Genomic DNA, 23,099 nt, shown 5'->3' on the forward strand with positions numbered 1-23,099 from the left:
ATTTCCACTGACAGTCCTCAGTCCGTAACGGAACCTGCCCAGGCCCTACACCGAGAGCCTGGATCATGCCTGTTGCTTGCTCGTCCATCCAACCCACAAAGCTACGGCCCTTGGTGCTCAGCTTCCTGCTGACATGCGGCCCGAGTATGGCGCTGGATACCGGCAGCATCATGTCCTCCGTGCTGTCACCAAACTGTCTTGAATACAGAGTCGTCGGCATTTGCTTCTGGCTCCTTTGCACGCCCTTCGGCTGCATCGTCAAAACCTCGACCAATGTTCGTCATTTCATTCCTGAACTGGTGGTCTCGAGCTACACCACCACCGGGAATAATCCCTGGGCCGAGATGGCCACCCTCTCTTCCCCCATCCGCGGTGCGGAAGGTGGCGGCAACCTAATCACCCCGAACACCCGCCGCGACAATCTACCCCGCTTCAAAAACGTTGATGGCATTGGTCATCCCGGTGGCTGGGCCGCCACGCAACTGGCTTCGCAGTCCGGCTATGCCTGCGCCAGCGGCGCTATCGCGTTCATGCCCTACTACCTGAGCACCTTGGACTCGCTGGCCTGGCGACATGGCATCCCAGAAAGTTTGTATCCCGAATCCCTTATGCCAGGCGTACGTGAAATCGGTCGTCAAGCTTCAGGAAACATGTGGGGCAACGTTTATCCCCGTCAGGGTTTTCTGGTACAGCTCAATGACTTCAAGGCCGCCGCCGTCATGGCGCAACGGGCCGGCGACGTGGTTACCCGTAACTGGCAGCCGCATGTGTACTTACCCCTCACCCCCGCCAATCGCGACGGCTACTGGCCGCCTGGCCCGATCGTTGAAAACGACGCGACAACCCACAAGTGGCAATTGCTCTCCCCCCAGATCCAAGCCACGTGCGCCATCTTCCCCAGCGAGCCGGTACAGAGCTCGGATGGCGGCTACGCCTGGTCGCTGTGGCGTCCCTATAGCTGCTGCAAACGTGAGGGGCAGACCTTTCTGTTCAGCATCGACTTCGAAGGAGGTGCTTCATGAGTCGGCTTCTCGCACGACCATGGTTGGGCGTGATGAGTCTGTTGCTCTGCGGACTGCTCGCCATGGCCACGCATACCCACGCCGCCGAAGGCGATTACCGCCTGGGCACTCAAGGCGAGGTGCTCGACGACCGAGTGATGTACACCATCGGTGGCGGCTCGGCAGTCGGCTCACCGAGCTCGCTCTACCGACCCAGTGGTCTCGGTGTCGGCGGGTCCTGGCGAGCGAACATGATGTGCGGAAATATGAGCCTCACCAACACCCTGCAAAACCAGTTGAACGGTGTGACCGAAGGTTTCCAGCAGATCATGGGCAGCATCGTGCAAAACGCGACCCAAGCCGTGATGTCGCTGCCAGCGTTGATCATCCAGCGCGCCAACCCCGGTCTCTATGAGTTGCTGAGCAACGGGGTGATGCAGGGGCGCATCGATTTTGATCGCTCCAAACTGACCTGCCAGGCCATGGCCGAGAAGATGGCCGACAAGGTAGGTCAAGCCGGCTGGGGCGCGCTGGCCAAGAACCTAGAAATGCAGGGCAATCTGGAGCAAACCGGCGGTGATGCGGTGGCTGCGGTGAAAAACACCGAGACCCATAACGGCAACAATGGGGTGTCCTGGGTCGGCGGCTCGAAGGCCGGTGGTAATGGGCAGACGCCCATTCGGGTGACCTCCGACGTGGTGCGTGCGGGCTACAACCTGCTGCATAACCGGACAGTGGATGACAGTACCTCGATCAGTAGCAGTGATTGCCTGGGTGGCGCTATTTGCCAGGCATGGACCTCGCCCCAGGAGGAAGCCGAATGGGCCGTTCGCGTGTTGGGCGAGAGCGAAGTTGCGACCTGCGACAGCTGCGAAACCCTGCGTGCGACCGCTGGCAGCGGATTGACACCGCTGATCCAGGAGGCCTACAGCGAACGATTGAAAGCGCTGCAAGGGCTGCTGTCTGGGTCACTACCACCTACCCCTGACAACCTGACTAAAGCTTCCAGTTCGATGCTGCCGGTGACCCGGGGGGTGGTTGAAGCCCTGCGCGATGATCCCGACCAGGATCTGTTGGCGCGGCGCCTGGCCAGCGAGACGGCCCTGTCCAGTGTGCTCGACAAAGCGCTGCTGCTATTTCGCACGCTACTGGCGGGCAGTCACGAACCGAACATCGCCTCCGCCGAGCCGGCCCAAACCGCCTTGACGAAAAACATCGACGCTCTGGAGCGTGAAATACGCCTGCTACAGACCGAACTGCAGGTCCGGCAGATGCTGGCTACCAATACCGCCAGCCTGGTGCTCGATCGGCATGCCGGTGGTGCGGATGCATCACGCACCATCGGGCAAGGCGACCCCGAGCCCGGTCGACTGAATGACGCTGACGCCAGACGGAAGTGAATCCATGAAACGCTCACCGCTATTCACTTTACTTTCGAGCATGGGGATAGCCGCGGCGATGATCCTGACCGCCGCACTGGTCGCCTGGATTGGCCGCACTGCGCTGGGCAGCTTCGAGGTCTGGCAGCAGGCATTGGAATCCGCGCGGCCCTATCTGCGGTGGTGGCGTGCCCTGCTCTACGGCGCCCTCTTTGCGCTCTGGTGGGACCTGCTTCGGCGTTACCGACATCGACAACAGGATCGACTGCGTGTGAAACGCATCGGGACATTAGGGCTCGTGCTCTTTACCTGCGTCGAACTCACCCGACTGTGAGGTCACCCACCATGCTCATGAGCACCAATAGCTACCTGGAGTTTTACCTCTCCTTGCTAGGCTGGATCATCAACAACGGCATTTGGAGCGTACTGTCCGATACCGGACTGTTCGCCGCGCCCTTCGGCGCGATCATCCTGCAGGAATGGCTGTCGGCCCGTCAGCAAGGCGCAGATGAAGGTAACAAGGGACTACTCTCGGTGCCACGAATCGAGAACCGGTTGTGGCTGGCCTACATCGTCGTCTTGTTCGGCTGCGCGCCGGTCTTTCCGTTGAGCCTCAGCTCAATGGCGTTCGATGATGCGGCGAGCCAGCGCTGCGGCGTGAGTGTGGCCAAGCCGGCGGAAACGGCCTGGGGGGCCACCTTCAATACCATTGGCGAACGCTCTGCCAATGTGCCGATTTGGTGGTTTCTGGTGCATGCCTTGAGCAAAGGCGTGACCGCGGCGGCCACCGCCTCCATCCCCTGCGCACCGGATATTCGGCAGATGCGCATGGAGATCGACAGCTCGCGCATCGACAGCCAGGTGCTGCTGCAGGAAGTCGCCGACTTCACTCGTGACTGCTATGGCTATTCCCGCTCTCGGCTGTTCACCAACCGTCCGCAGTTGGACAAAGCACAAAGTCACGATGCCTCCTGGATTGGCTCTAACTATCTGCTCGACACCTCTGGCTACTACGATACGGATCGCTCACATACGCCGCGAGTCAGCTGGCTGTATGACGAAAGCCGTGATGTTGCCTTGCCTCGGCTAGAGAATGGCGCGGGCTACCCCACTTGCAAGCAGTGGTGGAGCGACAGCGGTATCGGGTTGCGCGAGCGGTTGATCGATCAGGTCGATCCTTCGTTGCTGACTCTTCTGAAAGGTTGGTTGACTAGCCGATCGAGCAATGAGATCGAGGATGCCACCCTGCGCGAATTGGTCAGTCCGCGCCAGCAATCGATGTCCATGTCGCCCGGACAGGTGTACCAGGACTATGGCTCCAGCGCCCGTGGTGGCTCGATCAATCAGGGGCTCAACAATCTTGCCACCAACACCGGGTTGGCCCTGGGCTCCTTCAGCAACTTCCCGGCGATGAATGCACTACGCGCCGCCCTGCCGATGGTGCAGGCCTTCCTGATCATGGGCGTCATCATCAGCTTGCCGTTAATTCTGTTGGCCAGTACCTACCAACTGAAAACTGTCATGACCGTGACGTTCGCGCTGTTCACGCTGCACATGCTGAGTTTCTGGTGGGAGCTTGCTCGCTGGGTCGACTCCAGCATGCTCGACACCCTGTACAACCAGGTATCAAGTTCCAATCAGGTGCTGTTGTCGCTGCCAACATCCGGATTTATGGATGGAACGGTCACGGCACAGGTGATCGAGTATGTGATGGGGGCGATGTTCATCGTGCTGCCCATGCTGTTTCTAGGAGCAATGAGCTGGGCTGGATATTCAGTCGGTAACGGGATTCAAGGTATGTTAGCGAACGGTAGCAAAGCAGCAAGTGATTCAGCGAGCAAGGGTACAGATCAAATACTGAGTGCTGCTAAGCGCTCAATCAGATGACTTGCAGTCGCCTATGTAGTGCCCGTTGTCGTCAAAATCACCAGTATAGAGATCAGCACCTAGATAGTCTGGCCCAGAGTTTTCCTCCTGATGATCGGAACCAATAAAAGTCCGGAACCATAACAAAGTGATTACAGCCAGCAGCATCAAAATGAAAGCAAACAACCAAGCGCTGACAAAAAACAACACTACCAGCAGAGCCCACTTGGCAGCCAGAAAACTACCGCGCACCAGCAGTTTTCCTGCTGGAATACCTCCCACTGCCGCACGCTCGGCCACACGCATCTCGAAGGCTATCACCTTGCGATAACCACGCTTTATCGACTTGCCACAGGCGTATGCCCGGCGGTGGGCTCGCGAGACTTGATCGTGGTGTTGGGTCGGCATGGCCCCGCCCTCTTTATGAGCGTTTTCATGGTTGATATGGCAGTACTAGCCTACTACTAGAAGCTGACGGTGCTTGACCGTTTATCAGTTCGTTTCGCCGAAAAAGCCACTCTGAAACTCAGCAGACCCACCTCGTTTGTCACCCTCGTTGAGGCTATTGATCTGCATACGTAGCTCAGCTAAATACAAGGTACGGATAGCGGTTATAGACAGCACCCTGCCCAGGTAGTCAGAACCTTCGAGACTACGTCACTCCAGTGATGGTTTCCCCCAAAGTGCGATTAGCGTTCGGTAGCTCGCACGATGACCGCATCGCGGTGATGAACGCCAACTTCTCTCCTGAACACCTGTCGAGCGCTGCTCGCGAGACAAACCTTGTTTTCTTCAACCCACTGCGGGGAAATTCTTTCCCGCACGGGACAGGTTTCTTCGCGCTTCCAACGGAGGTACACCATGTACGACTCACTCACACTTGAAGCACTGAAGCCCCTTCAGTTGCCGATTGTATTAACCCCTGGCGCTTGGCAAACCGCGGTACTGCTCGAGCGCTCAAATCATCCTGAGAGGCTACAGGTTGACCGGCTAAGCAGCGTATTACGCGCGGCCTTCGCAGCCCACCTGGCCCACTTACACGAACCCTACGTGCTGTTCGAGGTAGTCCAAGTCGCACCAACGGGTCATCCACACCATGACCCAATACTTCAACTGAGCCTCAGCCTACTCCAAGAACCGGACCAGCCTAGTGCCTTGCTGATAGCGCTTGCAGGCGAGCACCGGCGCTAAATACATACGGTCGGACTCAACCTGCACACTCACATTTGGACGGCATGCAAGACCTGCATCAATCCAGCCCATCACCCACCGGGGAACGCTCCCCCGACGGGCAAGGCGTTCCTCGTTTTTCCCTCGAGGAAATTGCCATGCGCGATATCTACCAAGACGTCACTGACAAGATCGTTACCGCGTTAGACCAAGGCGTCGCCCCCTGGATCAAACCTTGGACGTCTACCAACTCATCTCACAACGGTCGTCACCAACCCTACCCCATCAACGCCATCACGCATCGCCCCTATTCGGGAATCAACCTACCGTTGCTTTGGGCCGAGGCCCGACTGCAGGGATTCAGCCAAGATCGTTGGCTGACCTTCAACCAAGCAAAAAAAGCCGGGGGGCACATCCGTAAGGGTGAGCACAGTACCCTGGCAGTTCTCTACAAGCCGGTGGAGCGCGAAGAACAGACCGAGTCAGGCCAACCCGTACTCGATGAAAACGGTCAGCCCAAGGTCGCTCACTTCGGCATTCTCAAGACACATTTTCTGTTCAACATCGAGCAAACGGAGGGACTCGAAGCTTTCAATGAAACACTGCTCGAAACTGAACAGAGCGATCCCTTCCACGCCAACAACTTTGCGGAAAATCTGCTGTTGAGTTCTGGTGCAAAAATCGTTCATCGGCCTGCCGACGAAGCCTTTTACCACCCGATCAGGGATCTGATCCAACTGCCGACAAAAGCGCAATTTCACGACGAGGGTGGGTACTACGCCACAGCCCTGCATGAACTATCGCACTGGAGTGGACATCACTCGCGCCTGCAACGCGAAGGGGTGGTCTCCCCTAGCCCATTCGGTACGCCTGGCTATGCCTTCGAAGAACTGGTGGCCGAAATGGGCGCCGCATTCTTGTGCGCTCATTGCGGTATTCAGGGAGAGCTGCGCCATGAGGGTTACATTGAGTCCTGGCTCAGCTTGCTCAAGGCAGACAAGCGTGCGATTTTTCGCGCCAGTGGTCAGGCCCGATGCGCTTCGGAGTACTTGCGTAATTTGGAGCAGCAATTGGAGCAAGCGGTCCTGGATGACCCGTCATGCATGAACGACGACGTTTGATCTTTAGCTATGCTGAGACTCACGGCTACATGCTTCACCGGGCCCGACGCAAGTTGGGCCTTTTTTTGCCTCCAGATAGCCCTTGACCTCCCGGCGTGGCACGTTGACAGAGATGATCACGCCCAAGGAAGTGTTCTTGGATGCGCAGTTCAAACGCCATACAGGTGCGATGAACAGTATTGCTCAGTTAATAATCAATCCGTTGCAAGCAGCGTACTTCGCGGCACGTAGAGCTTTATCCACAGATATACACACGCTTTTCGTGGACAACTCTGAATCTGTCGTGAGTCCTCGGTTGACACTCCCGACTGATGGTCCATTTGAGAGCGTTACAATCCGACAAGATACCGCTGGATCAGTCATCCAGGTGATCCGCTAGAAACCCAATCAGCTCGAGTGGGCTTTGGCTGTCGATCACCTTGTAGATCAGATCACGCTTACCGCGCGGTAATTTCTTGACCACGCTCTTCGCCGAAGCCCTGACAGCTTCGTCGGTCCCATGGATACGGGCCGCAAGGAGCAGCACCAGCGTGGCGTCAGTGAGGTTCATGGCAATACTCAAAAAATTCGGACCACAGCCTACCGACTCTTCCCTTTTATGTCCCAGCACGCGCCTCCAATAAAATGGCACCTGAGGAAATCGATATTTCGATTGCCTCTCAAAAGGACATGAGCCAAAAAGGATCGGTAAGGGTTGGAAGGGAATGGGGAGTCAAAGGTAAGAGCCCTATCCGCAAAGGCTAAAAGGCCGCAGATCCAACCGCCACTCGGAGATCACGATGCTCTTCAACCTGTTTCAACGCAAAAGGCAAAAGCCCCCTCCGCTACTGAGCTCGAGCGTCGCCGACGGTTACCTGCCCAATGAATCAGCTCGTACCCTGTTAGCGGCCGAGCACCGCCGCCAGTTGCTCGAGCGCATCTGGCAGTACACCGCCCTCTCCCACGCGCAATTCACCCAGCTCTATCTAAACCCGATCCATCGCTACGCCGAACGGGTCCAGCAACTGCCCGCCAGCGAAACGCACCACCATGCGTATCTCGGCGGCATGCTCGACCATGGTCTCGAGTTGGTTGCCTGTAGTCTGAAACTGCGTCAGTCGTATCTGCTGCCCACCGGCGCTGCACCCGAAGATCAGGCGGCCCAGACCGACGCGTGGTCCGCTGGAATCGCCTATGGCGCCCTGCTACATGACATCGGCAAGATCGCCGTGGACCTGCAGGTCGAACACCAGGACGGCCGCCTTTGGCATCCATGGCAGGGTCCCCTGGATCAGCCCTACCGTTTTCGCTATGTGAAAGGTCGCGACTACCGCCTGCACGGCGCCGCCGCCGGCTTGTTCTACACCCAGATTCTCGACCGCCTCATCCTGGACTGGCTCAGTGGATTTAAATCGTTGTGGGCCAGTCTGCTGTATGTCCTGGCCGGTCAGTACGAACGTGCCGGTGTGCTGGGTGAGTTGGTGATGCAGGCTGACCGTGTTTCCACAGCACAGAACATCGGTGGTAACCCGAGCAAGGCGTTGCAAGCGCCGATTCATTCACTGCAGTACCACCTGATCAGCGGATTGCGTCATCTGGTTCAGCACGAACTGAAACTCAACCAGCCAGGTGCCGCGGGTTGGCTGACCCAAGACGCCCTCTGGCTAGTCAGCAAGACGGTCACGGACAAGCTGAGAGCCTATCTGCTGTCGCAATCGATTGAGGGCATTCCCTCCTCCAACATTGCTGTGTTCGACGAACTGCAATCGCATGGGCTGGTCGCGTCCACCCCGGAAGGCAGAGCGATCTGGACTGCTCTAGTCGCGCAGGGGCAGTGGCAGCAGACTTTCACCTTTCTGCGTCTTCAACCGACGTTGATCTGGGGGAGCGAAGACAGGCCTGAGGCTTTCAGCGGAACAGTGAGTATTGCGGCTGAAGACCACTCGGCTGACGTTTCGGTTTCACCACCAATGTCGAAGGCAGGCGGAACAGGATCGCATCAAAACCAATCGCTGGAAGATCCTATGGAAACAGAGGATTCCGACTACCTCGGGACGCCGCTAAACATGTTCGAGCTGGAAGAGCCCGGGACCAGTGATACACAGTCAGAAAGCGCTCTCGAAATTTTAAATCCTCCTTCGAAGAACCAAGGTCAAGTTTTCCTGAACTGGGTCAAGGAAGGGATCCTGAACCACAAGCTGATCATCAACGACAGCAAGGCAAAAATCCATACCGTAACCGGAACTGTGTTTCTAGTAACACCTGGTCTCTTCCAACGCTACGCTCAGGAGTTTCCTAATATCTCTCAGGGTATAGATCATGAAATTGAGGAGTGGCGTTGGGTGCAAAAGCAATTTGAGAAACTGAAGATCCACAGGAAACGAGACAACGGTTTGAATATCTGGGTGTGCCAAGTGCAAGGCCCTAGGAAGAAAACCACCCTGAAGGGGTATCTAATTGAAGAGGCGAAGTTATTTTTCGAATTGATACCACCCGACAACCCTTTTCTTCGAATCGAAACAGATTAATTTCCGTGTATGCTTCTTGGCTTGTAGGCGCTGATCAAAATTTGACTCAACTGCCGAGTAAACACTGACCCAAACAGCCTTCAAGACTATGGCTGTCTGCGCGGGTATCAACCTATCCATGGTGGGGCAGTTTGCCCCAGTAGGTAGAGCAATTCCGCATCAGCGCCGACAGCCTGAGCACTGTGGACCAGGCGCTCAATGACCGTGGCCGGGTGTCTGACCTTAAACGGCGCAAGGTGCTGACCGTGGTACGCGCCCTGAGCATCCGCCCAGGCCTGCCTGCGCCATTTACGGGCCCAATGATCGTCGATGTGTTGCTGAGCGACAGCTTCACCCACTTCAAACGTCTGGATGCAGCCTTAAAACAACAGGCACGACGCCCCGGTGACCAACTTCCCCTGCGCATTCAGCGCTGGGCTGAGAGCACACCGAAGCAACTGCCCGACGCCCTGCACAAACCGCGTTCGCGACGCCACGGCATGATCGTGATCGCTCTTGACACACCCTTCGTAAACCAGGCATTGAACGCAATCGTGAAGGGCGGCACACCCTCCGTTTTGCTGACTAACAACCTCTCGGATGTGCAAGGTGCGGTGTATGTGGGCATCGACAACCACGCTGCCGGGTGCAGCGCTGGACGATTGATGAGACAATGGACCAGCCAGCGGCCCGTCGTCGTGCTGCTGGTGGTTAATTTGCGAACCTTCGTTGCCCACCAGGAAAGAGCCGAGGGCTTTATCGAAGTGATGGCGCTGCACGCTCCCGATAAACGCATCGTTGGCCCGATCGAGTGCTTCGATGACGATGAACTCACCCACGCCGCCGTTGCGCAACGTCTCCCGGATCAACCGCTGGCAGGACTTTATGACAGCGGTAGCGGCTCAATGGGTATACGGCTGCTCTCACTCATGTGGGCGCAAATCCGGTATGAATCGGTCATGAAGCCCGCGCATTGCATTCACGGTTGCTACGCTAGGGCCTCATGTCACTAATGCTGGATCAGGGCCCGGAAGGCCAGGTGCAAGCGAGTATCGATTACCTGTTGCATTAGCAAGGAATTATTGATGCGCCTGCGCCACTGGCACTGGCACTGGCACTGGCACTGGCACTGGCAATGAAAATCGTAATTGACGGGAACCTGCGTGATTAGACCCGAGCGCTGTCGATAAATACGCTGCCGACTAAAAAACAAAGCTATGACCCAGCTCTCCCTCCATCCAACCCAAAAAACGCCTGACTCTGGGAAAACTCGAGTGGGCCCTCGGGAATACTAAATGGTGCGCCGCTACCGGGGAGCTCTGCGTTTCGGAGGCGACTTCAACCAACGAACCGTTGGCGAGGTATTTCAGCGCCAGCAGTGTGCTTTCAAGAGCGAAGCCCAGACCATGGCTCGCCGCTTCCAGGCTCATGTAGCATAGGTCAAAACTCAACGCGTAGGGTTTTCGGGGCGAGCCAGACCGTGTTGGGCGAACCACTCAGGCCATCGGAGCAAGGTCGCTTCAGACAGGATCAGGTCTTGCGCCAAAAAATCAGCGGCGTTGTTTATCATGCAACGCGCGATCTACTTGGGCGAGGCCAGCACCGAGAAGCTTTCGTTGCGCACAGTGCGCACTTCGTAGCTCGGCCAGTTAGACCGGCCATGACGAATATCCACATCGATCTTGTCTTGGCTGAAGTGCAGCGACTCGTAGGAGCATGACAAGTTGATCTGAATGCCCGGGTTGCTCATGCGGAATGACTCCAACCGGGGCATCAGCCAGAGCAAGCCAAAGCTGGAGGAAGAATGCAGCCGCAGGCAATCCAGGCTGACGTCGCTCGCGGCCCGTTCGGTGACAACCTCCAGGCTCTGCAACAAGCCGGAAATGTCCTTCAAATACTGCTCGCTGACCGGCGTCAGTGTCACCCCGCGCGCCACGCGCGCAAACAACTGTCGACCTATCATGACCTCCAGTTTGGCCAATTGATGGCTGATCGCTGAGGGCGTGAGGTCGAGCACTCCGGCCGCTCTGGCCTGGTTACCAAATCGCGCGTTTTGATCGAAGGCTTGAATTGCTCTCAGCGGTGGCAGCTGGGATGAAGGCGTGTCGTCCTGACGCATCAGTGTTCAGCCTATTGTTTTGTTGTTGAACGGGCAGCCCCATTCAAGCATTTGCGCTGTGGATTGACGAGTGCTGAATTTTATTCATGTAGCAGTGACGTTTGCGTTATTGTTCGGCCTTTCGACGCAGACCACTCTGAGTCATCGATCACTGAATCGAATCATAAAAAAAATCAGAGGGCAGCGGGGGCTGAATCAGCCCCCTGTAGAGAGAGACCTTACCAGCCCTTAAACTCAATAAACTTTCACGACCTAAAAATGCGCGCAATACGCCTCCAGCTATTATTTTATTAATACTCGCTTGCAAACCTCTAATGTATCTTTAGTAAGATCTCCCACCTCAACCGTTCGGTTGATGTGCTGAAAGCCATGCCGAAGCCTTAACGCTCGACGCTCGACGCTCGACTTTTAATACAACACACGTAAGTAAGGGCATGAGCAAAAAAACTAACACTGCATCGATCTTCGTAATGAGCTGGATAGTCAGGTCCTGCTGGTGTTTGAAGAAGACGTGACATTTTTAATAGGCCTGCGAGACGGCTGAGGCCCTGGCAACCGCTGTCTTGTGAGCCTCCGGCATTCCTAGATATCACCGACCGGATGACCTCGCTCAAACGGGATATCTGGACCGTGGTCTCAATCATTGCCGTGCACGATGCCTCCATGCACTAGAACCCCTCCACGCTGCTCGCGGACTATAACGGATGAGGTTTCGTCAAGAATTTTTTTATGTGATACCTGCTAGCAGAAACGTTGATTGGCTTGCAGACCGATTTTGCTTTTATCTTTCATGTCTAAAAAGCCTCACGGCGAATAAAATCTGAAAAAACTGCAAACGGTATGTAGAACGATAAAAACTTAACTAAACCCCGTCAAAAGTGAGAGTCATCATGATTAAAATCCTAGCCGCTGTCCGCCGAAAACCAGGAATGACGCATGCTGAGTTTTTGGAGTACATAGAGCATCAGCATGGAAAAATCGCTCAGGTTAAACCGTTAGGTGTAAAACGATACCTGCAAAATCATGTAATCGACTCTGCTTTCGGAGTTGAAAACGATACTTCTTACACACAAACCTTTCACCGAGACTCCATCACCGAGTTATTTTTCGACGATATGTCAGGTTTGATTCACACCTTCAGCGATCCCTACACCCAACAAACCACCGGACCTGATGCGAAAAACTTCGCTGACCTGTCTAAACAAGCTGCTCAGTTGATGGATGACGCCGAGATATTCAATGCAGGCGCAGTTCCGCTGAAATGGAAGGCGATGATTTTCCTGAAAAAGAACCCAGCGTTGAACCTGGATACCTTTTTCACTGCTTGGAATTTGGCGCACGAAGCCATCACCCGTCAATACCCACACTTCCAAAATGCGCTACGCAGGCATGTTCGTTCCAGGTATCTCCCCGAAGGAGACCGGGTGACTTCTTATTTCGGAGAAAACATAGCGGTATACGAAGGCGTTTCGAGCATGTGGTTTGAAAACAAAGAAGATCTTTTTAGTTTTCGTGAGTATCAGAGATCACTGTTCCAACAACTTTCTGACGAGGGCGTTGCGCTATCGTCAGAATCCTTTTTCGTGTATGTCAAAGAAGTTGTAATTCTCGATCTTTGCCAGTAAAGCTTAATCAATAAAGCGGCTATCCTACATCATTGCAATAGTCGCTTTCCCAGTTGAGTTCACACTCAAATGCTGGGTACAGCGCACCAGATGCAGGATAGCTACCGCCTCCCCCCTACAGCCGAAGCGTCTCGATAAATCAGATCGGCTCAGCCAACGTAGTGGTGGACTCTCGCATGATCTGAGCGTGCTCTTCCTTGTCACCCGCACTTTTTTCTATCTCGCACAGCCGTGCAGAGTTCTCGACCACCAGTTGGCAACGCTCCCAACGCCGCGCTTCGAACCGATTCAGGGCAGCCTGCAGATCGCTACCGGCAAACAATTCTTCGGCAAGCACGATGGCGCTCTCGATACCAATTCCAGCCCCGGAGGCCAGATGTGGCGTGGTGGCATGCACCGTGTCCCCAATCATCACAATGCGGCCCTTATGCCATGGCAACGGCACCAACAGATTGGTCAGCGGACGATAGTCGATATGGGTACCCGGCTCGTGCAATTGCGGCACCAGCGCTTGCAGGATCGGGGCGGGGAACTCACCCAGAAGACGCGCCATTTCGCTTGGCCAACTGGCCGGATCAATCCATTCGGAAAACTCGCGGTTTTCCATAAGGAACATATACATATGCGTCTCGGAAATCGGATTGACGCCAACCTTGGTGCGACCCAGCCAATGACTGGGGCGGACGATTTCGGGCGGACGCTTCAGCACCGCGCGCCAGACACTCTGGTGAATGGGTTTTGGCGAGGGTGCTTCTGGAAACAACTCCTTTCGCAACCGCGAATGCACGCCATCGGCGGCGATGACCAGGTCATAGCGCCCGGCGGTTCCATCAGTGAAAGACACGTCAACACCCTCCGCATGTTCGACGATGCTGTCGAACGTGATGCCAAGGCGCACGTTGGTGCCGACTTCCCGAGTCTTATCGGCAAAAATTCGAGCCAGCACCGGGCGCAGGATGCCACCGCCACAGGGAATCGGCTTATCGCTGACCGGGGGTCGAAGCGCCAACTGCACGATCAGGTCACCCGCCGGTGAGAACACATCGAAATTGGTCGACAGATACCCTTCGGCAGCCACCCTTTCCAGAATCCCAACCGTATCCAGCGCTCGCAACGTGGGCCCACTGAGCGTAATGCCGGCCCCCAGGGGACACCACAAAGGATCTATTTCGACCAGGTCCACTTCGACGCCCTGACGGGCAAGCTGGATAGCCGCGGTCATGCCGGAAAACCCTCCTCCGATCACCAGGACCTTATTGACTGCTGCAATCATCACGCTCTCCTAATTATTCTTATTTCAATCGGGCTGACATTGCATTGCGCACCGACGAGCCCGGCAGCGCTTTCGACTCAAATGCCGCAGGCTCATGAAGTTCCGACTGAACATGCCGGGTCAACAACGAGACTATCGAATTGGATATCCGCGCTGAAATCGCTTTCCACAATCCGAGGTATCGCCGCAGGTGATGGGTGTCTGAAGGTAAGCCTGCCCGATTGCTCGGGGTGCCTGCCGTTGCGGCAGAACCAGGCTTGGTCAGCCTGCGCGATAACCAGCTCGCGCCTATAAATACAGGAGGCCGACGCATATACGGTTCACATGAACCGCAATGCATCGGCCTCCATTCGCGGCTGATTACTTCATTTCACACGCTTTCCAGGCCATCCCAACAGAGGTATTTCACCTCAAGGAATTCGTCGATTCCAAGGTGAGATCCCTCTCGCCCGAGACCGCTCTGCTTCACGCCACCGAAAGGTGCAACCTCATTTGAAATCAAGCCACAGTTGATCCCGACCATGCCTGACTCAATGCATGCAGCGTTACGCCAGATCCGCGCCGCGTCACGGCTGAACAGGTAGGCGGCAAGGCCATACTCGCTGTCGTTGGCCATCGTGATGGCCTCATCATCCGTCTCGAAACGCAACAGGGGCATGACCGGGCCGAAGATCTCCTCCTGGGCAATCCGCATGGTATGTGTCACATCCGCAAGCACCGTGGGTTGGAAGAACCCTCCACCGAGTGCATGACGGGTACCGCCGGCCAACAGTCGGGCGCCGTGCGCGAGCGCATCATCTACAAGCGCCTGGGATTTCTGCACCGAGGCCTCGTCGATCAACGGCCCCACCTGCACACCGGGTTCCAGGCCATTCCCTACCTTTAACCGTGCCACGCGCTCGACGATGCGCTCGGCCAGTGCGTCATACACCCCAGACTGCACCAGCACCCGATTCGCGCCGATACAGGACTGGCCGCTGTTGCGAAACTTGGCCAACATCACCCCGTCGGCGGCCGCATCCAGATCAGCGTCGTCGAAGACAATGAAGGGCGCATTGCCGCCCAATTCCATCGAGCATTTCTTGACGGTTTGCGCCGCTTGCGCCAAGAGCAACCGGCCAACTTCAGTAGAACCGGTAAACGTGAGCTTGCGTACCAACGGGTTGGCCGTCAGTTCGCCCGCAATGTCGCGGGTATCATTACCGGTGATCACGCTGAAGACACCGGCCGGTATCCCGGCGCGTTGGGCGAGTTCGGCGAGCGCAAGCGCCGTCAGCGGTGTCTGGCTTGCCGGTTTAACCACCATCGTACAGCCTGCGGCGAGTGCCGGAGCGGCCTTGCGGGTGATCATGGCGGCCGGAAAGTTCCACGGTGTTATGGCGGCGCAGACCCCGATCGGGTCGCGCAATGCAACGATACGCTGCGTGTCTTTTACCCCGGGGATCACGTCACCACGCACGCGCGTGGCCTCTTCCGAAAACCATCGCACAAAAGACGCAGCGTAATCGACTTCCCCGCGCGCCTCTTCCAGCGGCTTACCCTCCTCCAGGGTAATCAGCGTGGCAAGGTCCTCCCGATGCTCAACCATCAACTCATACCAACGGCGCAACACCTCGCCACGGCGTTTAGCCGTCAAGCGTCGCCATGGGCCAAAGGCCTCATGCGCGGCCTCAATTGCACGGCGTACTTCAGGCGTGCGGCACCGCGGCAGCTCGGTGAGTACCGCTTGATCCACCGGATTACGCAGCGTGTACTGACCGTGCGGCGTCTCGTTCAACCACTCGCCAGCGATGTAGGCACCGGTACGCCACAGCGTGGGATCTTTAAGTAAATGCTTCACTTTGCAATCCTCCCAATCAGCAAGGGTGACGCCCGATCATGAAGGCGCTGTCAGGATCCGAAGTCACCGGCAGGCCCGCAGCAACCAGCCCTTGACGCAGGGATTTCATGAGGCGATCCGGCACGCGCATCGCTGGGGCACGCAGTGGGCCGCCGTTGAAGCCGGCGAGCCAGTCCTGGTATTTCCACATCGTGCGATTGAGCACCCCGGTACCGCCGGCGTAGCTTTGAGCAGCGGCGCCGTTGGCACTGCGCGCCGGATTGACCTTCCAATACAGTTCCATCGCCTCCTCGAAGCGGCCTGTGCGCGCCAGTTCGAACGCTTTCGGGTAGTAGTCGCTCATCCAGGCGGTGTTGCTGGTGCCGGAAAACTGCAGTTTCATCAGGCTCATCAAGGGAATGGCATCCCCTTCGATCGGGCAACTGATCACCACCTGATCACGGAAGTGGTAGTACATCTCGCAAATACCAGCCGGCAGTGGAAACCCTTGCTCCGATTTGATGGCTGCGATATTCGGACAATCGGCCAACAGACGACGGACCAGCTCCAGCGACATACCCGCCGGATGCACGCGTTCAAAGCCCCATAACGGAATCGGGAAGAGCATGACGGCAAGGTCCGTCGCATCGCAGAACGACTTGGTGTAGTCGTAGATTTCCTGCTCGCTGGTCGGCCAGAACTGCGGTGGGTAGGAGAGCAGGACGATGTCTACACCGGCTTTCTCGGCGAGCTTTACCGCCTCGATATTCTCTGCGAGCGTGCCAAACGCTGCGTGAAAGAACAGGATCAGGTCTTTGCCCGACTCACGCGCCCAGGCGGTGAATTGAGCGTTTTCCTGGGGCGAGATCGCCAGCTCGCTGCAGAGCAATGTGCTGCTGTAACCCAGCCCCACCGTATGCGCGATGTCGTGGCGTATGCCACGCTCATTGAGCTGCTTGAGGTCGGCGCTGAAGCTTGGGATGGTGACAGCCGAGCAGCCCACCAGGTTTTCACGGGCCCAGGCGCGGGCATCAGCTTTCTTGTAAGTAGCCATGAGGACTTCCTTTGAACAGTGGAGGGTTTATTTCGAGACAGGGATAATGCTGGCAGGCAGCTCGATACCGAGGCCTTGTTGCCTGGCGCGTTCGTACAGCGCTTGTGCAATGACAACATCCTGCAGCGCTGAGCCAACTGACTTGTAGAGAACGATGTCGCTGTCGTTTTGGCGCGGATTAACCCGACCCGCTACCAGATCCGACAGCGCTACCAATTTGTCGGCGACATACACGCCGGCACTGATCGCGGCAATGGCGTCACCTGTATCGTGAAGCACCTCCTGCGGCATATCAGCGACAATGCACACGGCTCGATCCATCGTGACCGGGTCAACCTCCCGTTGTTCAGGCAAGGTGGAACCCAATGAAACGACCGTAACGCCCGCGGGCAGCCACTCCCCCAGCAATACGGGAGACTCGTCACGGCTGCGTGCGGCACAAATCACCACATCGCAGTCCTGTACGGCTTCTTGCGCGGTGTCCACCGCTTGAATATCCAGCCCTGGCCTGAAGCTTTCGGCAAACCGCTCACGGCTCGCGGGCGTTGGGCTGAACACCCTGACACGGGCCACATCGCGCACAGACTTGAGGCAGTCAAGCGCGCCACGCGCTTCAAACCCCGCACCAATCACGCCGACCCGCAGGGCCCGCTGAGGCGCCAGCAAATCCACCGCCAGTGCGGCCGTTGCAGCCGTGCGCAACCCCGTCACTCGGTTGCCGTCGATCAACGCACTGAGGGCCATGGTTTGTTGATTGAACAACGCGATCAGATAGCTGGCGCAACGGGCACGCATAGACGCTGCGATCAATTTGCAGCCCATGTGACCGCCTGCTGGGGGAACAGCCGTCAAACTGCGCAGCCAGATCCCATCGCCCCGCGCCATGGAACGAGGCGGCACCCTGGCATCCGTTGTAGGGCAGGCATACGCCTCGGCAAGCGCGGCGACGGCTTCGCACCAGTCGACGAGCGAGGCGACATCGGCGTCGCTGAGAAAAAGCGTCGGGGCAACTACTGGGTTCACTGGGGAGTCATGCATATCGCTAACCTCGCAATCGGGTATCAGCCATTGATTGACTGACACCCTACGAGGCGCGCCCCACGCCGGATACTGCGCGGAATCGAAAGCAGCTATCGCTCAAATCGATGGCATGGCCAGATTGCAGATCAACCGGCGCACCTCACGGGAGGCACGCGTCACAGGACGGCGGGGAGACTCGACAAGCACGACAAATCGCTCGAGCACCGGCTCGACAATGCACGCTGAAATCAGTCGTTGATCCAGCGAGCCCGGTAGCACAGAGGCAATCGCATAACCTCCGCCTGCCGCAACGACTTCGTACTGGAGTTGGACGGAGTCGGCCTCCACGGCAACGCGCAACTCCATGAAATGCTCGATCGCCAGGTGATCGAGCCTGGCCCTCAACAGGTGCGGACGGCCCGGCACCACCAGTGGCAATCCGGATAACTGCTTTAAGGCGATATCCCGCTCAGCGAGGACTGGATCGTTGGCGGGCCCGATCAAATGCAGCGGTAACCTGGCCAGTAGATACGCCTCGCCAATGCTCGCTTCATTCTCGCGCAGCACCAGCGCCATATCGAGACGGCCATCCTGCAACTGCTCCTCAAGTTGCGCACTCGCGCCCTCGATCAGGTGCAGCCTCACGCCCGGCATCTGGGCTTGCACCGCCGCAAACAGCGTACCGGCAAACCGACGCACCGCTGAAGGCAGCATCCCTACGACCACCTCCCCCACCGGTTTTCCGCGCCGGGTTCGAATGTCATCAGCCAGCCCTTCAGCGTCCGCAAGAAGATTCGAAACACACGGCAGCAACTGCTCCCCAAACTCAGTCAGCACAACCCCACGGCCAGTACGATGAAACAACCGCTCGCCACATTGCGATTCGAGCTGAGCGATATTTCGGCTCACCATGGACTGGGGCATATCCAATAAAACGGCGGCTTTGCTCAGACTTCCAGCCGCCGCGACGCGTACAAACAATATCCATCGAGGGTCGATGATCGTTAGCGCCGTGGCGGGATACTGCGAGGCCGTTTCAGGCACCTGGGCACCTTGAATGTTTTTATTATTGGTCATGTCATCAGCTCGTTGCGGGCCTGATGCAGATACTCGCGACTGTCCTGAAGATGCAGGCGCATGGCCGCGCGCGCGTATTCCGCGTCCTGATTAAGGATTGCCTGGTAAATCTGTTCGTGCTCGCTTTGCATACGCTGTTCGTAGTGCACAGGCTCATCGTGAAACAGCCCCGCAGAATCCAGTCGGCTGCGCGGGATGATGACCACGCCCAGGTTGAGCAGGGTGTTGGCGATGTAGTGATTACCCGTCGCCTGCGCAACGCTCAAATGGAACTGAAAATCCAACGCTGCCCGTTCATTGACACTGACTGCAGGTTGTTCAAGCTGATCGAGAACCGCGCGCAATTCACTCAAATGCTCGGGGGTACGTCGTTGAGCGGCGAGCCCGGCGGCTTCTACCTCAAGACCGATCCGAAACTCCATGATCGCCAGCGAATCATTGACGATGCCGATCGTGGCCGGGTCGATGAAGGTCTCCAGCGACAGTGCACTGCCCCGCACAAATGTCCCGATACCATGGTGTGTCTCAACCATTCCAGCGGCTTGCAGACGGGACATTGCCTCGCGCACTACCGTTCTGCTGACGCCATGCTCAAGCATGATGGCCGCTTCGGTGGGTAACTGTTCACCGCCACGCAGTCGCCCCTCAAGAATGTGCGTTGAGAGCAGAGCCTCAAGCCGCTGAGAAAGGCTGGCGCGTTTTTTCCCATCGTCCGCAGGCATGCTCATTCCTCGAAAATCGCCACGGCGCGGACGAAACCGGCCGAGGCGTGCCGGATCTTGTAGGGGAAACAGGACACCTGGAAACCATGGGCCGGCAAGCATTCCAGGTTGGCCAATTTCTCCATCTGACCGTAACCGATGTCGCGCCCGGCCTTATGTCCTTCCCAGATGATCGAGGCGTCGCCTGTCGCCGCAAAACGTTCGCGGGTGTACTTGAATGGCGCATCCCAGCTCCAGGCATCAGTGCCGACCACGCGTACGCCGTGCTCCAGCAGAAACAACGTGGCTTCGCGGCCGATGCCCACCCCGGCATCCAGATAGCCCGGCTGCCCAAACAACGCACCGGCGCGGGTGTTGACCAGGACAATGTCCAGCGGCTGTAGCACGTAATCGATGCGCGCCAACTCAGCTTGCACTTCGGCGGCACTGACCACGTGGCCATCCGGTAAATGACGAAAATCCAGCTTCACGCCGGGTTGCAGGCACCAGTCCAACGGCAGCTCGTCGATGCCGAAAGCCGGCTTGCCGCCATCGGTCGTCGAGGCGTAATGCCAGGGAGCATCCATATGCGTGCCGCTGTGCGTCGTGATCTGCAGGCGTTCAGCGGCCCAGGACTCATTGCCAGGCAGCTGTTCCTTGGACAGGCCGGGAAACATCGCGGCCATCTCCGGCCAGCCTTGCTGGTGGTCCATGTAGTCGATTTTTGGCAGCAATGGCGGTGGATCAGTGTAGGGATTGTTATCCAGAGTCACGGACAGGTCCACCAGACGGCGTTTAGTTGATTGCATGTCAGGTCACTCCCAGCGCCACTCGCCCACGCGCACGACGCGTTGGGAGAGCAGCGTTCAAACTGTTACGTATCAAGGCGCCGGCAGAGCCGTCATGACGAAAGCCAAGGGCACGGGATTGGGGGGTTTTCATCGCAGGGAAATTGCCGAACAACGCTTCCAGCCCAGCATCCGGCGCGAAGCTGATCAACGCGCGGCGCTCCTGGCCGTAGGCAGCGGCCAGGGCATCGATGACCTGGGCAATCGACAGGTGCAGCAGCGGTAATTGCCAGACGCGTGACTCGCCAAGCTCGGCGGCCGGCAGTTCGGCGGCCCGCAACAGGTTATCCACGCAACACTTCACGGACATCCACCAGGCCTGCGCCTGCGGTGAAACCGGGCAACAATACGGCTGGCCTTCAGCGAAAGCGTGCAACAGATCGCTCATGAACGCCGAACGTAGGCCATTGGGTTCACGGGGACGAGCGACAATACCCGGCAGGCGCACGGCACGACCGTCCACCTCGCCTCGGCGGACAAGGTCATTGAGCGCCATTTCCACCATCACTTTGTGCATGCCGTAACTCAACTGCGGGCGCGGCACAGCACGCTCATCCATGCGCGCCGGCAGGTCGCCCCCGTACACCGCCACGCTGCTGGCATACACCAGCACCGGCGCACCAGGCTGTTCTCGCAACTGGTCAAGCAACTCCAGGCTTGCCAGCAGGTTGACCTGATAGCCCGATGAATAGTGCTGCTCGGCCGCTCCTCCCGGGATACTGACCAAGTGAAACACCACGTCAATGCCATCGGCCAGCGCACGACGCAATAACGCGGCGTCGGTCACACTGCCGCAATGCCGGCGCAGGCGCTTATCGTCAGCAAACCCCACCAACTCTCGATCCAGCAGGATCAAGGCGCTGATCGGCCGGCCTTGCAATTCATTGGTTTGAAGCAAGCGTTTCACCAGCGCCCGGCCGACAAAACCATTGGCTCCGGTAATCATCACGCGCATGGGAGGCCTCCGTGCACGACACGCTGGTCTATCGCGCCGAATACCGACTGCCCTTGCAGATCGAAGACTTCCATGCGCACACGATCACCGAAGTGCATGAACGGCGTCTGTGGCGCCCCGTGCTCAATCATCTCAACCGCACGCCGTTCGGCGATGCAGGCAGCGCCGACGCTGAGATCGGCATTGGAAACCGTGCCGGAACCTATCAGGCAGCCCGCCCTGAGGCGCCTGGTCAGCGCCGCGTGAGCGATCAACTGATGAAAGCCGAAATGCATGGCGCCGCCATGGGCGTGCCCAAACCACTGACCGTTCCAGTCCACCCGCAGCGGCAGATGCACACGCCCGTCGCGCCAGGCTTCGCCGAGCTCGTCAGGGGTAATCGCCACCGGTGCAAAACTGGATGAGGATTTGGCCTGGATAAAACCAAAGCCCGTTTTCATTTCACGCGGCGCGAGGGCTCGCAGGCTGACATCGTTGACTTGCAGAATGAGTCGAATATGGCGTGCGGCCTCGTCCGCCGAGCAGCCCATGGGCACCTCATCGACCAACACCGCGAACTCGCCTTCAAAGTCGATGCCGTGGGCTTCACTCGGTAGAGCGATGTCGTCGTGGGGGCCCAGGAAATCATCGCCGCAGCCCTGATACATCAGCGGGATGTGTTCGACGCCTTCAATTGGATCAAGCGCAAAAGCCTTCTGCATCCGCTCCCCATGACTGAGAAAAGACGAAGCGTCCAACCATTGCCAGGTACGCGGCAACGGTGCAGCGGCCTGCTGCGGATCGAAGGCAAAGGCACCGGCCAGGGGGCCGTGATTCAAGGCGTCGTACCGCTCGCGCAAAGCGGCCTCGACGCTGGGCCAATGATCGACGGCATCCTGCAGCGTCGCGGCAATATCGCTGGCATCCACCGCCCAGGCCAGGTCGCGCGACACCACCAACAGGCTACCGTCGCGACTGTGAGTCTTGAGGGTACTCAGCTTCATGCCTGTTCTCCTTGCAGCTCAGGCGCGAAGCGGCCATCGAGCAGGACGAACAGCATGCGTGCCATCTGCTCGGTGCGATTGCTCCAGGCGTGGTTGGTGCCTCGCTGCACGACGATGTCACCGCGCTTGAGATGCACCTCCTCGCCATCCAGCACCAGCCATACCTCGCCTTCCGTGACCACACCGTAATCGAGCGTTTCGGTGCGATGCATCAGCTTGTGTTTGGAATCAGCCTGCCCCGTACCGGCATGGGCCTGGCCAATTTCGGCAAAGGTCGCCGCAGCATCCTCGGCACTGACTTGGTTCTGCACGCTGTCAGGCGGGATATCCACCACACGGATGACACTGCCCAGCGCTGCGGGACTCAATTGAAGCGGTTTGCTGGTGGGGTCGGCGCCGTTATCCAGCACGGCCGGGCTGGCGCCACTGTTCCAGATCTCATGGAAGACGGTGCCAGGTACTGCCTTGAGCGGAAAGCTGTTCGACGTCGGCCCACTGAGCGCGACCACCGCTTGGCCCTGGGCATCGTGCCCGGTGACTACACGTTTAAAACCAGGAAGTTGTTGCATGTTCGACTCCTCAATCAGTTCGCGAAACGCAGC

Annotated in this window: 21 protein-coding genes and 1 pseudogene; 9 read left to right on the plus strand and 13 right to left on the minus strand. The window is 57.7% G+C overall.

The genetic code is table 11. The annotated features are described in order from the left end of the window. Positions 1-65: 65 nt before the first annotated feature. The 4 genes from AC0IYH_RS06810 to AC0IYH_RS06825 are packed head-to-tail and all read left to right on the plus strand — an operon-like array spanning position 66 to position 4,267. Positions 66-1,022: a TIGR03756 family integrating conjugative element protein gene (locus AC0IYH_RS06810; protein WP_471833509.1), complete on the plus strand. Its 957-nt coding sequence runs from the start codon at positions 66-68 to the stop codon at positions 1,020-1,022. After that, positions 1,019-2,401 carry an integrating conjugative element protein gene (locus AC0IYH_RS06815; RefSeq protein WP_471833510.1) on the plus strand — a complete coding sequence of 461 codons (1,383 nt, stop codon included), beginning with the start codon at positions 1,019-1,021 and terminating at the stop codon, positions 2,399-2,401. The genes AC0IYH_RS06810 and AC0IYH_RS06815 overlap by 4 nt, the downstream gene beginning before the upstream one ends. 4 nt (positions 2,402-2,405) lie before the next feature. Beyond that, entirely contained in the window at positions 2,406-2,714 is a 309-nt protein-coding gene (locus AC0IYH_RS06820) for a hypothetical protein (protein WP_471833512.1), read from the plus strand. An 11-nt stretch (positions 2,715-2,725) separates the two neighbouring features. Continuing rightward, a complete protein-coding gene (locus AC0IYH_RS06825; protein ID WP_471833513.1) occupies positions 2,726-4,267 on the plus strand; it encodes a conjugal transfer protein TraG N-terminal domain-containing protein in 1,542 nt (513 codons plus the stop codon). Here the strand turns inward: AC0IYH_RS06825 and AC0IYH_RS06830 are convergent. Further along, positions 4,256-4,654 (minus strand): DUF3742 family protein, encoded by a 399-nt coding sequence (locus AC0IYH_RS06830; RefSeq protein WP_471833515.1) that lies wholly within the window; start codon positions 4,652-4,654, stop codon positions 4,256-4,258. The genes AC0IYH_RS06825 and AC0IYH_RS06830 overlap by 12 nt on opposite strands. Positions 4,655-5,107: 453 nt before the next feature. Here AC0IYH_RS06830 and AC0IYH_RS06835 point away from each other — a divergent pair, with 453 nt between their 5' ends. Next, the gene (locus tag AC0IYH_RS06835; RefSeq protein ID WP_471833517.1) at positions 5,108-5,437 is read left to right on the plus strand and encodes a hypothetical protein; all 330 of its coding nucleotides are present in this window, start codon (positions 5,108-5,110) and stop codon (positions 5,435-5,437) included. A gap of 137 nt (positions 5,438-5,574) precedes the next feature. Next, the gene (locus AC0IYH_RS06840) at positions 5,575-6,537 is read left to right on the plus strand and encodes an ArdC family protein (RefSeq protein ID WP_471833519.1); all 963 of its coding nucleotides are present in this window, start codon (positions 5,575-5,577) and stop codon (positions 6,535-6,537) included. 355 nt (positions 6,538-6,892) lie between these two features. On the opposite strand, the gene AC0IYH_RS06845 is transcribed toward AC0IYH_RS06840, so the two are convergent. Further along, a complete protein-coding gene (locus tag AC0IYH_RS06845; protein ID WP_471833521.1) occupies positions 6,893-7,087 on the minus strand; it encodes a DUF7740 domain-containing protein in 195 nt (64 codons plus the stop codon). A 229-nt stretch (positions 7,088-7,316) separates the two neighbouring features. Here AC0IYH_RS06845 and mobH point away from each other — a divergent pair, with 229 nt between their 5' ends. After that, positions 7,317-9,044 carry a MobH family relaxase gene (mobH, locus tag AC0IYH_RS06850; protein WP_471833523.1) on the plus strand — a complete coding sequence of 576 codons (1,728 nt, stop codon included), beginning with the start codon at positions 7,317-7,319 and terminating at the stop codon, positions 9,042-9,044. Between the two features lie 182 nt (positions 9,045-9,226). Then, positions 9,227-10,036 (plus strand): substrate-binding domain-containing protein, encoded by an 810-nt coding sequence (locus AC0IYH_RS06855; RefSeq protein ID WP_471833525.1) that lies wholly within the window; start codon positions 9,227-9,229, stop codon positions 10,034-10,036. 189 nt (positions 10,037-10,225) lie between these two features. Here AC0IYH_RS06855 and AC0IYH_RS06860 read toward each other — a convergent pair. Continuing rightward, positions 10,226-11,142, minus strand: a pseudogene (locus AC0IYH_RS06860) (LysR substrate-binding domain-containing protein). Between the two features lie 890 nt (positions 11,143-12,032). On the opposite strand from AC0IYH_RS06860, the gene AC0IYH_RS06865 reads away from it, so the two are divergent. Beyond that, the gene (locus tag AC0IYH_RS06865) at positions 12,033-12,767 is read left to right on the plus strand and encodes an EthD domain-containing protein (RefSeq protein ID WP_471833527.1); all 735 of its coding nucleotides are present in this window, start codon (positions 12,033-12,035) and stop codon (positions 12,765-12,767) included. Between the two features lie 139 nt (positions 12,768-12,906). On the opposite strand, the gene AC0IYH_RS06870 is transcribed toward AC0IYH_RS06865, so the two are convergent. The 10 genes from AC0IYH_RS06870 to AC0IYH_RS06915 form a co-directional block, all read right to left on the minus strand. After that, on the minus strand, positions 12,907-14,040 hold the full coding sequence (locus tag AC0IYH_RS06870; protein WP_471833529.1) for an FAD-dependent oxidoreductase: 1,134 nt from the start codon (positions 14,038-14,040) through the stop codon (positions 12,907-12,909). A 370-nt stretch (positions 14,041-14,410) separates the two neighbouring features. Beyond that, the gene (locus tag AC0IYH_RS06875) at positions 14,411-15,880 is read right to left on the minus strand and encodes an NAD-dependent succinate-semialdehyde dehydrogenase (RefSeq protein WP_471833531.1); all 1,470 of its coding nucleotides are present in this window, start codon (positions 15,878-15,880) and stop codon (positions 14,411-14,413) included. Between the two features lie 16 nt (positions 15,881-15,896). After that, complete coding sequence (locus AC0IYH_RS06880; protein WP_471833533.1) at positions 15,897-16,913, minus strand: dihydrodipicolinate synthase family protein; 1,017 nt, start codon at positions 16,911-16,913, stop codon at positions 15,897-15,899. A 27-nt stretch (positions 16,914-16,940) separates the two neighbouring features. Then, positions 16,941-17,936 carry an ornithine cyclodeaminase family protein gene (locus tag AC0IYH_RS06885; protein ID WP_471833535.1) on the minus strand — a complete coding sequence of 332 codons (996 nt, stop codon included), beginning with the start codon at positions 17,934-17,936 and terminating at the stop codon, positions 16,941-16,943. A gap of 114 nt (positions 17,937-18,050) precedes the next feature. After that, positions 18,051-19,010, minus strand: a complete 960-nt coding sequence (locus tag AC0IYH_RS06890; RefSeq protein WP_471833536.1) for a LysR family transcriptional regulator — start codon at positions 19,008-19,010, stop codon at positions 18,051-18,053. Next, complete coding sequence (locus AC0IYH_RS06895; protein ID WP_471833538.1) at positions 19,007-19,738, minus strand: FadR/GntR family transcriptional regulator; 732 nt, start codon at positions 19,736-19,738, stop codon at positions 19,007-19,009. The genes AC0IYH_RS06890 and AC0IYH_RS06895 overlap by 4 nt, the downstream gene beginning before the upstream one ends. Then, a complete protein-coding gene (locus AC0IYH_RS06900) occupies positions 19,735-20,520 on the minus strand; it encodes a cyclase family protein (RefSeq protein ID WP_471833540.1) in 786 nt (261 codons plus the stop codon). Before AC0IYH_RS06900 ends, AC0IYH_RS06895 begins: the two co-directional genes overlap by 4 nt. 1 nt (position 20,521) lies before the next feature. Continuing rightward, complete coding sequence (locus AC0IYH_RS06905; RefSeq protein ID WP_471833541.1) at positions 20,522-21,514, minus strand: NAD-dependent epimerase/dehydratase family protein; 993 nt, start codon at positions 21,512-21,514, stop codon at positions 20,522-20,524. Then, on the minus strand, positions 21,505-22,497 hold the full coding sequence (locus AC0IYH_RS06910) for a fumarylacetoacetate hydrolase family protein (RefSeq protein ID WP_471833543.1): 993 nt from the start codon (positions 22,495-22,497) through the stop codon (positions 21,505-21,507). Before AC0IYH_RS06910 ends, AC0IYH_RS06905 begins: the two co-directional genes overlap by 10 nt. Beyond that, entirely contained in the window at positions 22,494-23,066 is a 573-nt protein-coding gene (locus AC0IYH_RS06915) for a cupin domain-containing protein (RefSeq protein ID WP_471833545.1), read from the minus strand. Before AC0IYH_RS06915 ends, AC0IYH_RS06910 begins: the two co-directional genes overlap by 4 nt. Between the last annotated feature and the right edge of the window lie 33 nt (positions 23,067-23,099).

It is taken from the genome of Pseudomonas sp. AC463 (assembly GCF_979253585.1).

Coding starts and splice junctions, on each gene's coding strand:
- AC0IYH_RS06810 (WP_471833509.1), top strand. CDS start 66: ATGCCTGTTGCTTGCTCGTCCATCCAACCCACAAAGCTACGGCCCTTG.
- AC0IYH_RS06815 (WP_471833510.1), top strand. CDS start 1,019: ATGAGTCGGCTTCTCGCACGACCATGGTTGGGCGTGATGAGTCTGTTG.
- AC0IYH_RS06820 (WP_471833512.1), top strand. CDS start 2,406: ATGAAACGCTCACCGCTATTCACTTTACTTTCGAGCATGGGGATAGCC.
- AC0IYH_RS06825 (WP_471833513.1), top strand. CDS start 2,726: ATGCTCATGAGCACCAATAGCTACCTGGAGTTTTACCTCTCCTTGCTA.
- AC0IYH_RS06830 (WP_471833515.1), bottom strand. CDS start 4,654: ATGCCGACCCAACACCACGATCAAGTCTCGCGAGCCCACCGCCGGGCA.
- AC0IYH_RS06835 (WP_471833517.1), top strand. CDS start 5,108: ATGTACGACTCACTCACACTTGAAGCACTGAAGCCCCTTCAGTTGCCG.
- AC0IYH_RS06840 (WP_471833519.1), top strand. CDS start 5,575: ATGCGCGATATCTACCAAGACGTCACTGACAAGATCGTTACCGCGTTA.
- AC0IYH_RS06845 (WP_471833521.1), bottom strand. CDS start 7,087: ATGAACCTCACTGACGCCACGCTGGTGCTGCTCCTTGCGGCCCGTATC.
- mobH (WP_471833523.1), top strand. CDS start 7,317: ATGCTCTTCAACCTGTTTCAACGCAAAAGGCAAAAGCCCCCTCCGCTA.
- AC0IYH_RS06865 (WP_471833527.1), top strand. CDS start 12,033: ATGATTAAAATCCTAGCCGCTGTCCGCCGAAAACCAGGAATGACGCAT.
- AC0IYH_RS06870 (WP_471833529.1), bottom strand. CDS start 14,040: ATGATTGCAGCAGTCAATAAGGTCCTGGTGATCGGAGGAGGGTTTTCC.
- AC0IYH_RS06880 (WP_471833533.1), bottom strand. CDS start 16,913: ATGGCTACTTACAAGAAAGCTGATGCCCGCGCCTGGGCCCGTGAAAAC.
- AC0IYH_RS06890 (WP_471833536.1), bottom strand. CDS start 19,010: ATGACCAATAATAAAAACATTCAAGGTGCCCAGGTGCCTGAAACGGCC.
- AC0IYH_RS06895 (WP_471833538.1), bottom strand. CDS start 19,738: ATGAGCATGCCTGCGGACGATGGGAAAAAACGCGCCAGCCTTTCTCAG.
- AC0IYH_RS06900 (WP_471833540.1), bottom strand. CDS start 20,520: ATGCAATCAACTAAACGCCGTCTGGTGGACCTGTCCGTGACTCTGGAT.
- AC0IYH_RS06905 (WP_471833541.1), bottom strand. CDS start 21,514: ATGCGCGTGATGATTACCGGAGCCAATGGTTTTGTCGGCCGGGCGCTG.
- AC0IYH_RS06910 (WP_471833543.1), bottom strand. CDS start 22,497: ATGAAGCTGAGTACCCTCAAGACTCACAGTCGCGACGGTAGCCTGTTG.
- AC0IYH_RS06915 (WP_471833545.1), bottom strand. CDS start 23,066: ATGCAACAACTTCCTGGTTTTAAACGTGTAGTCACCGGGCACGATGCC.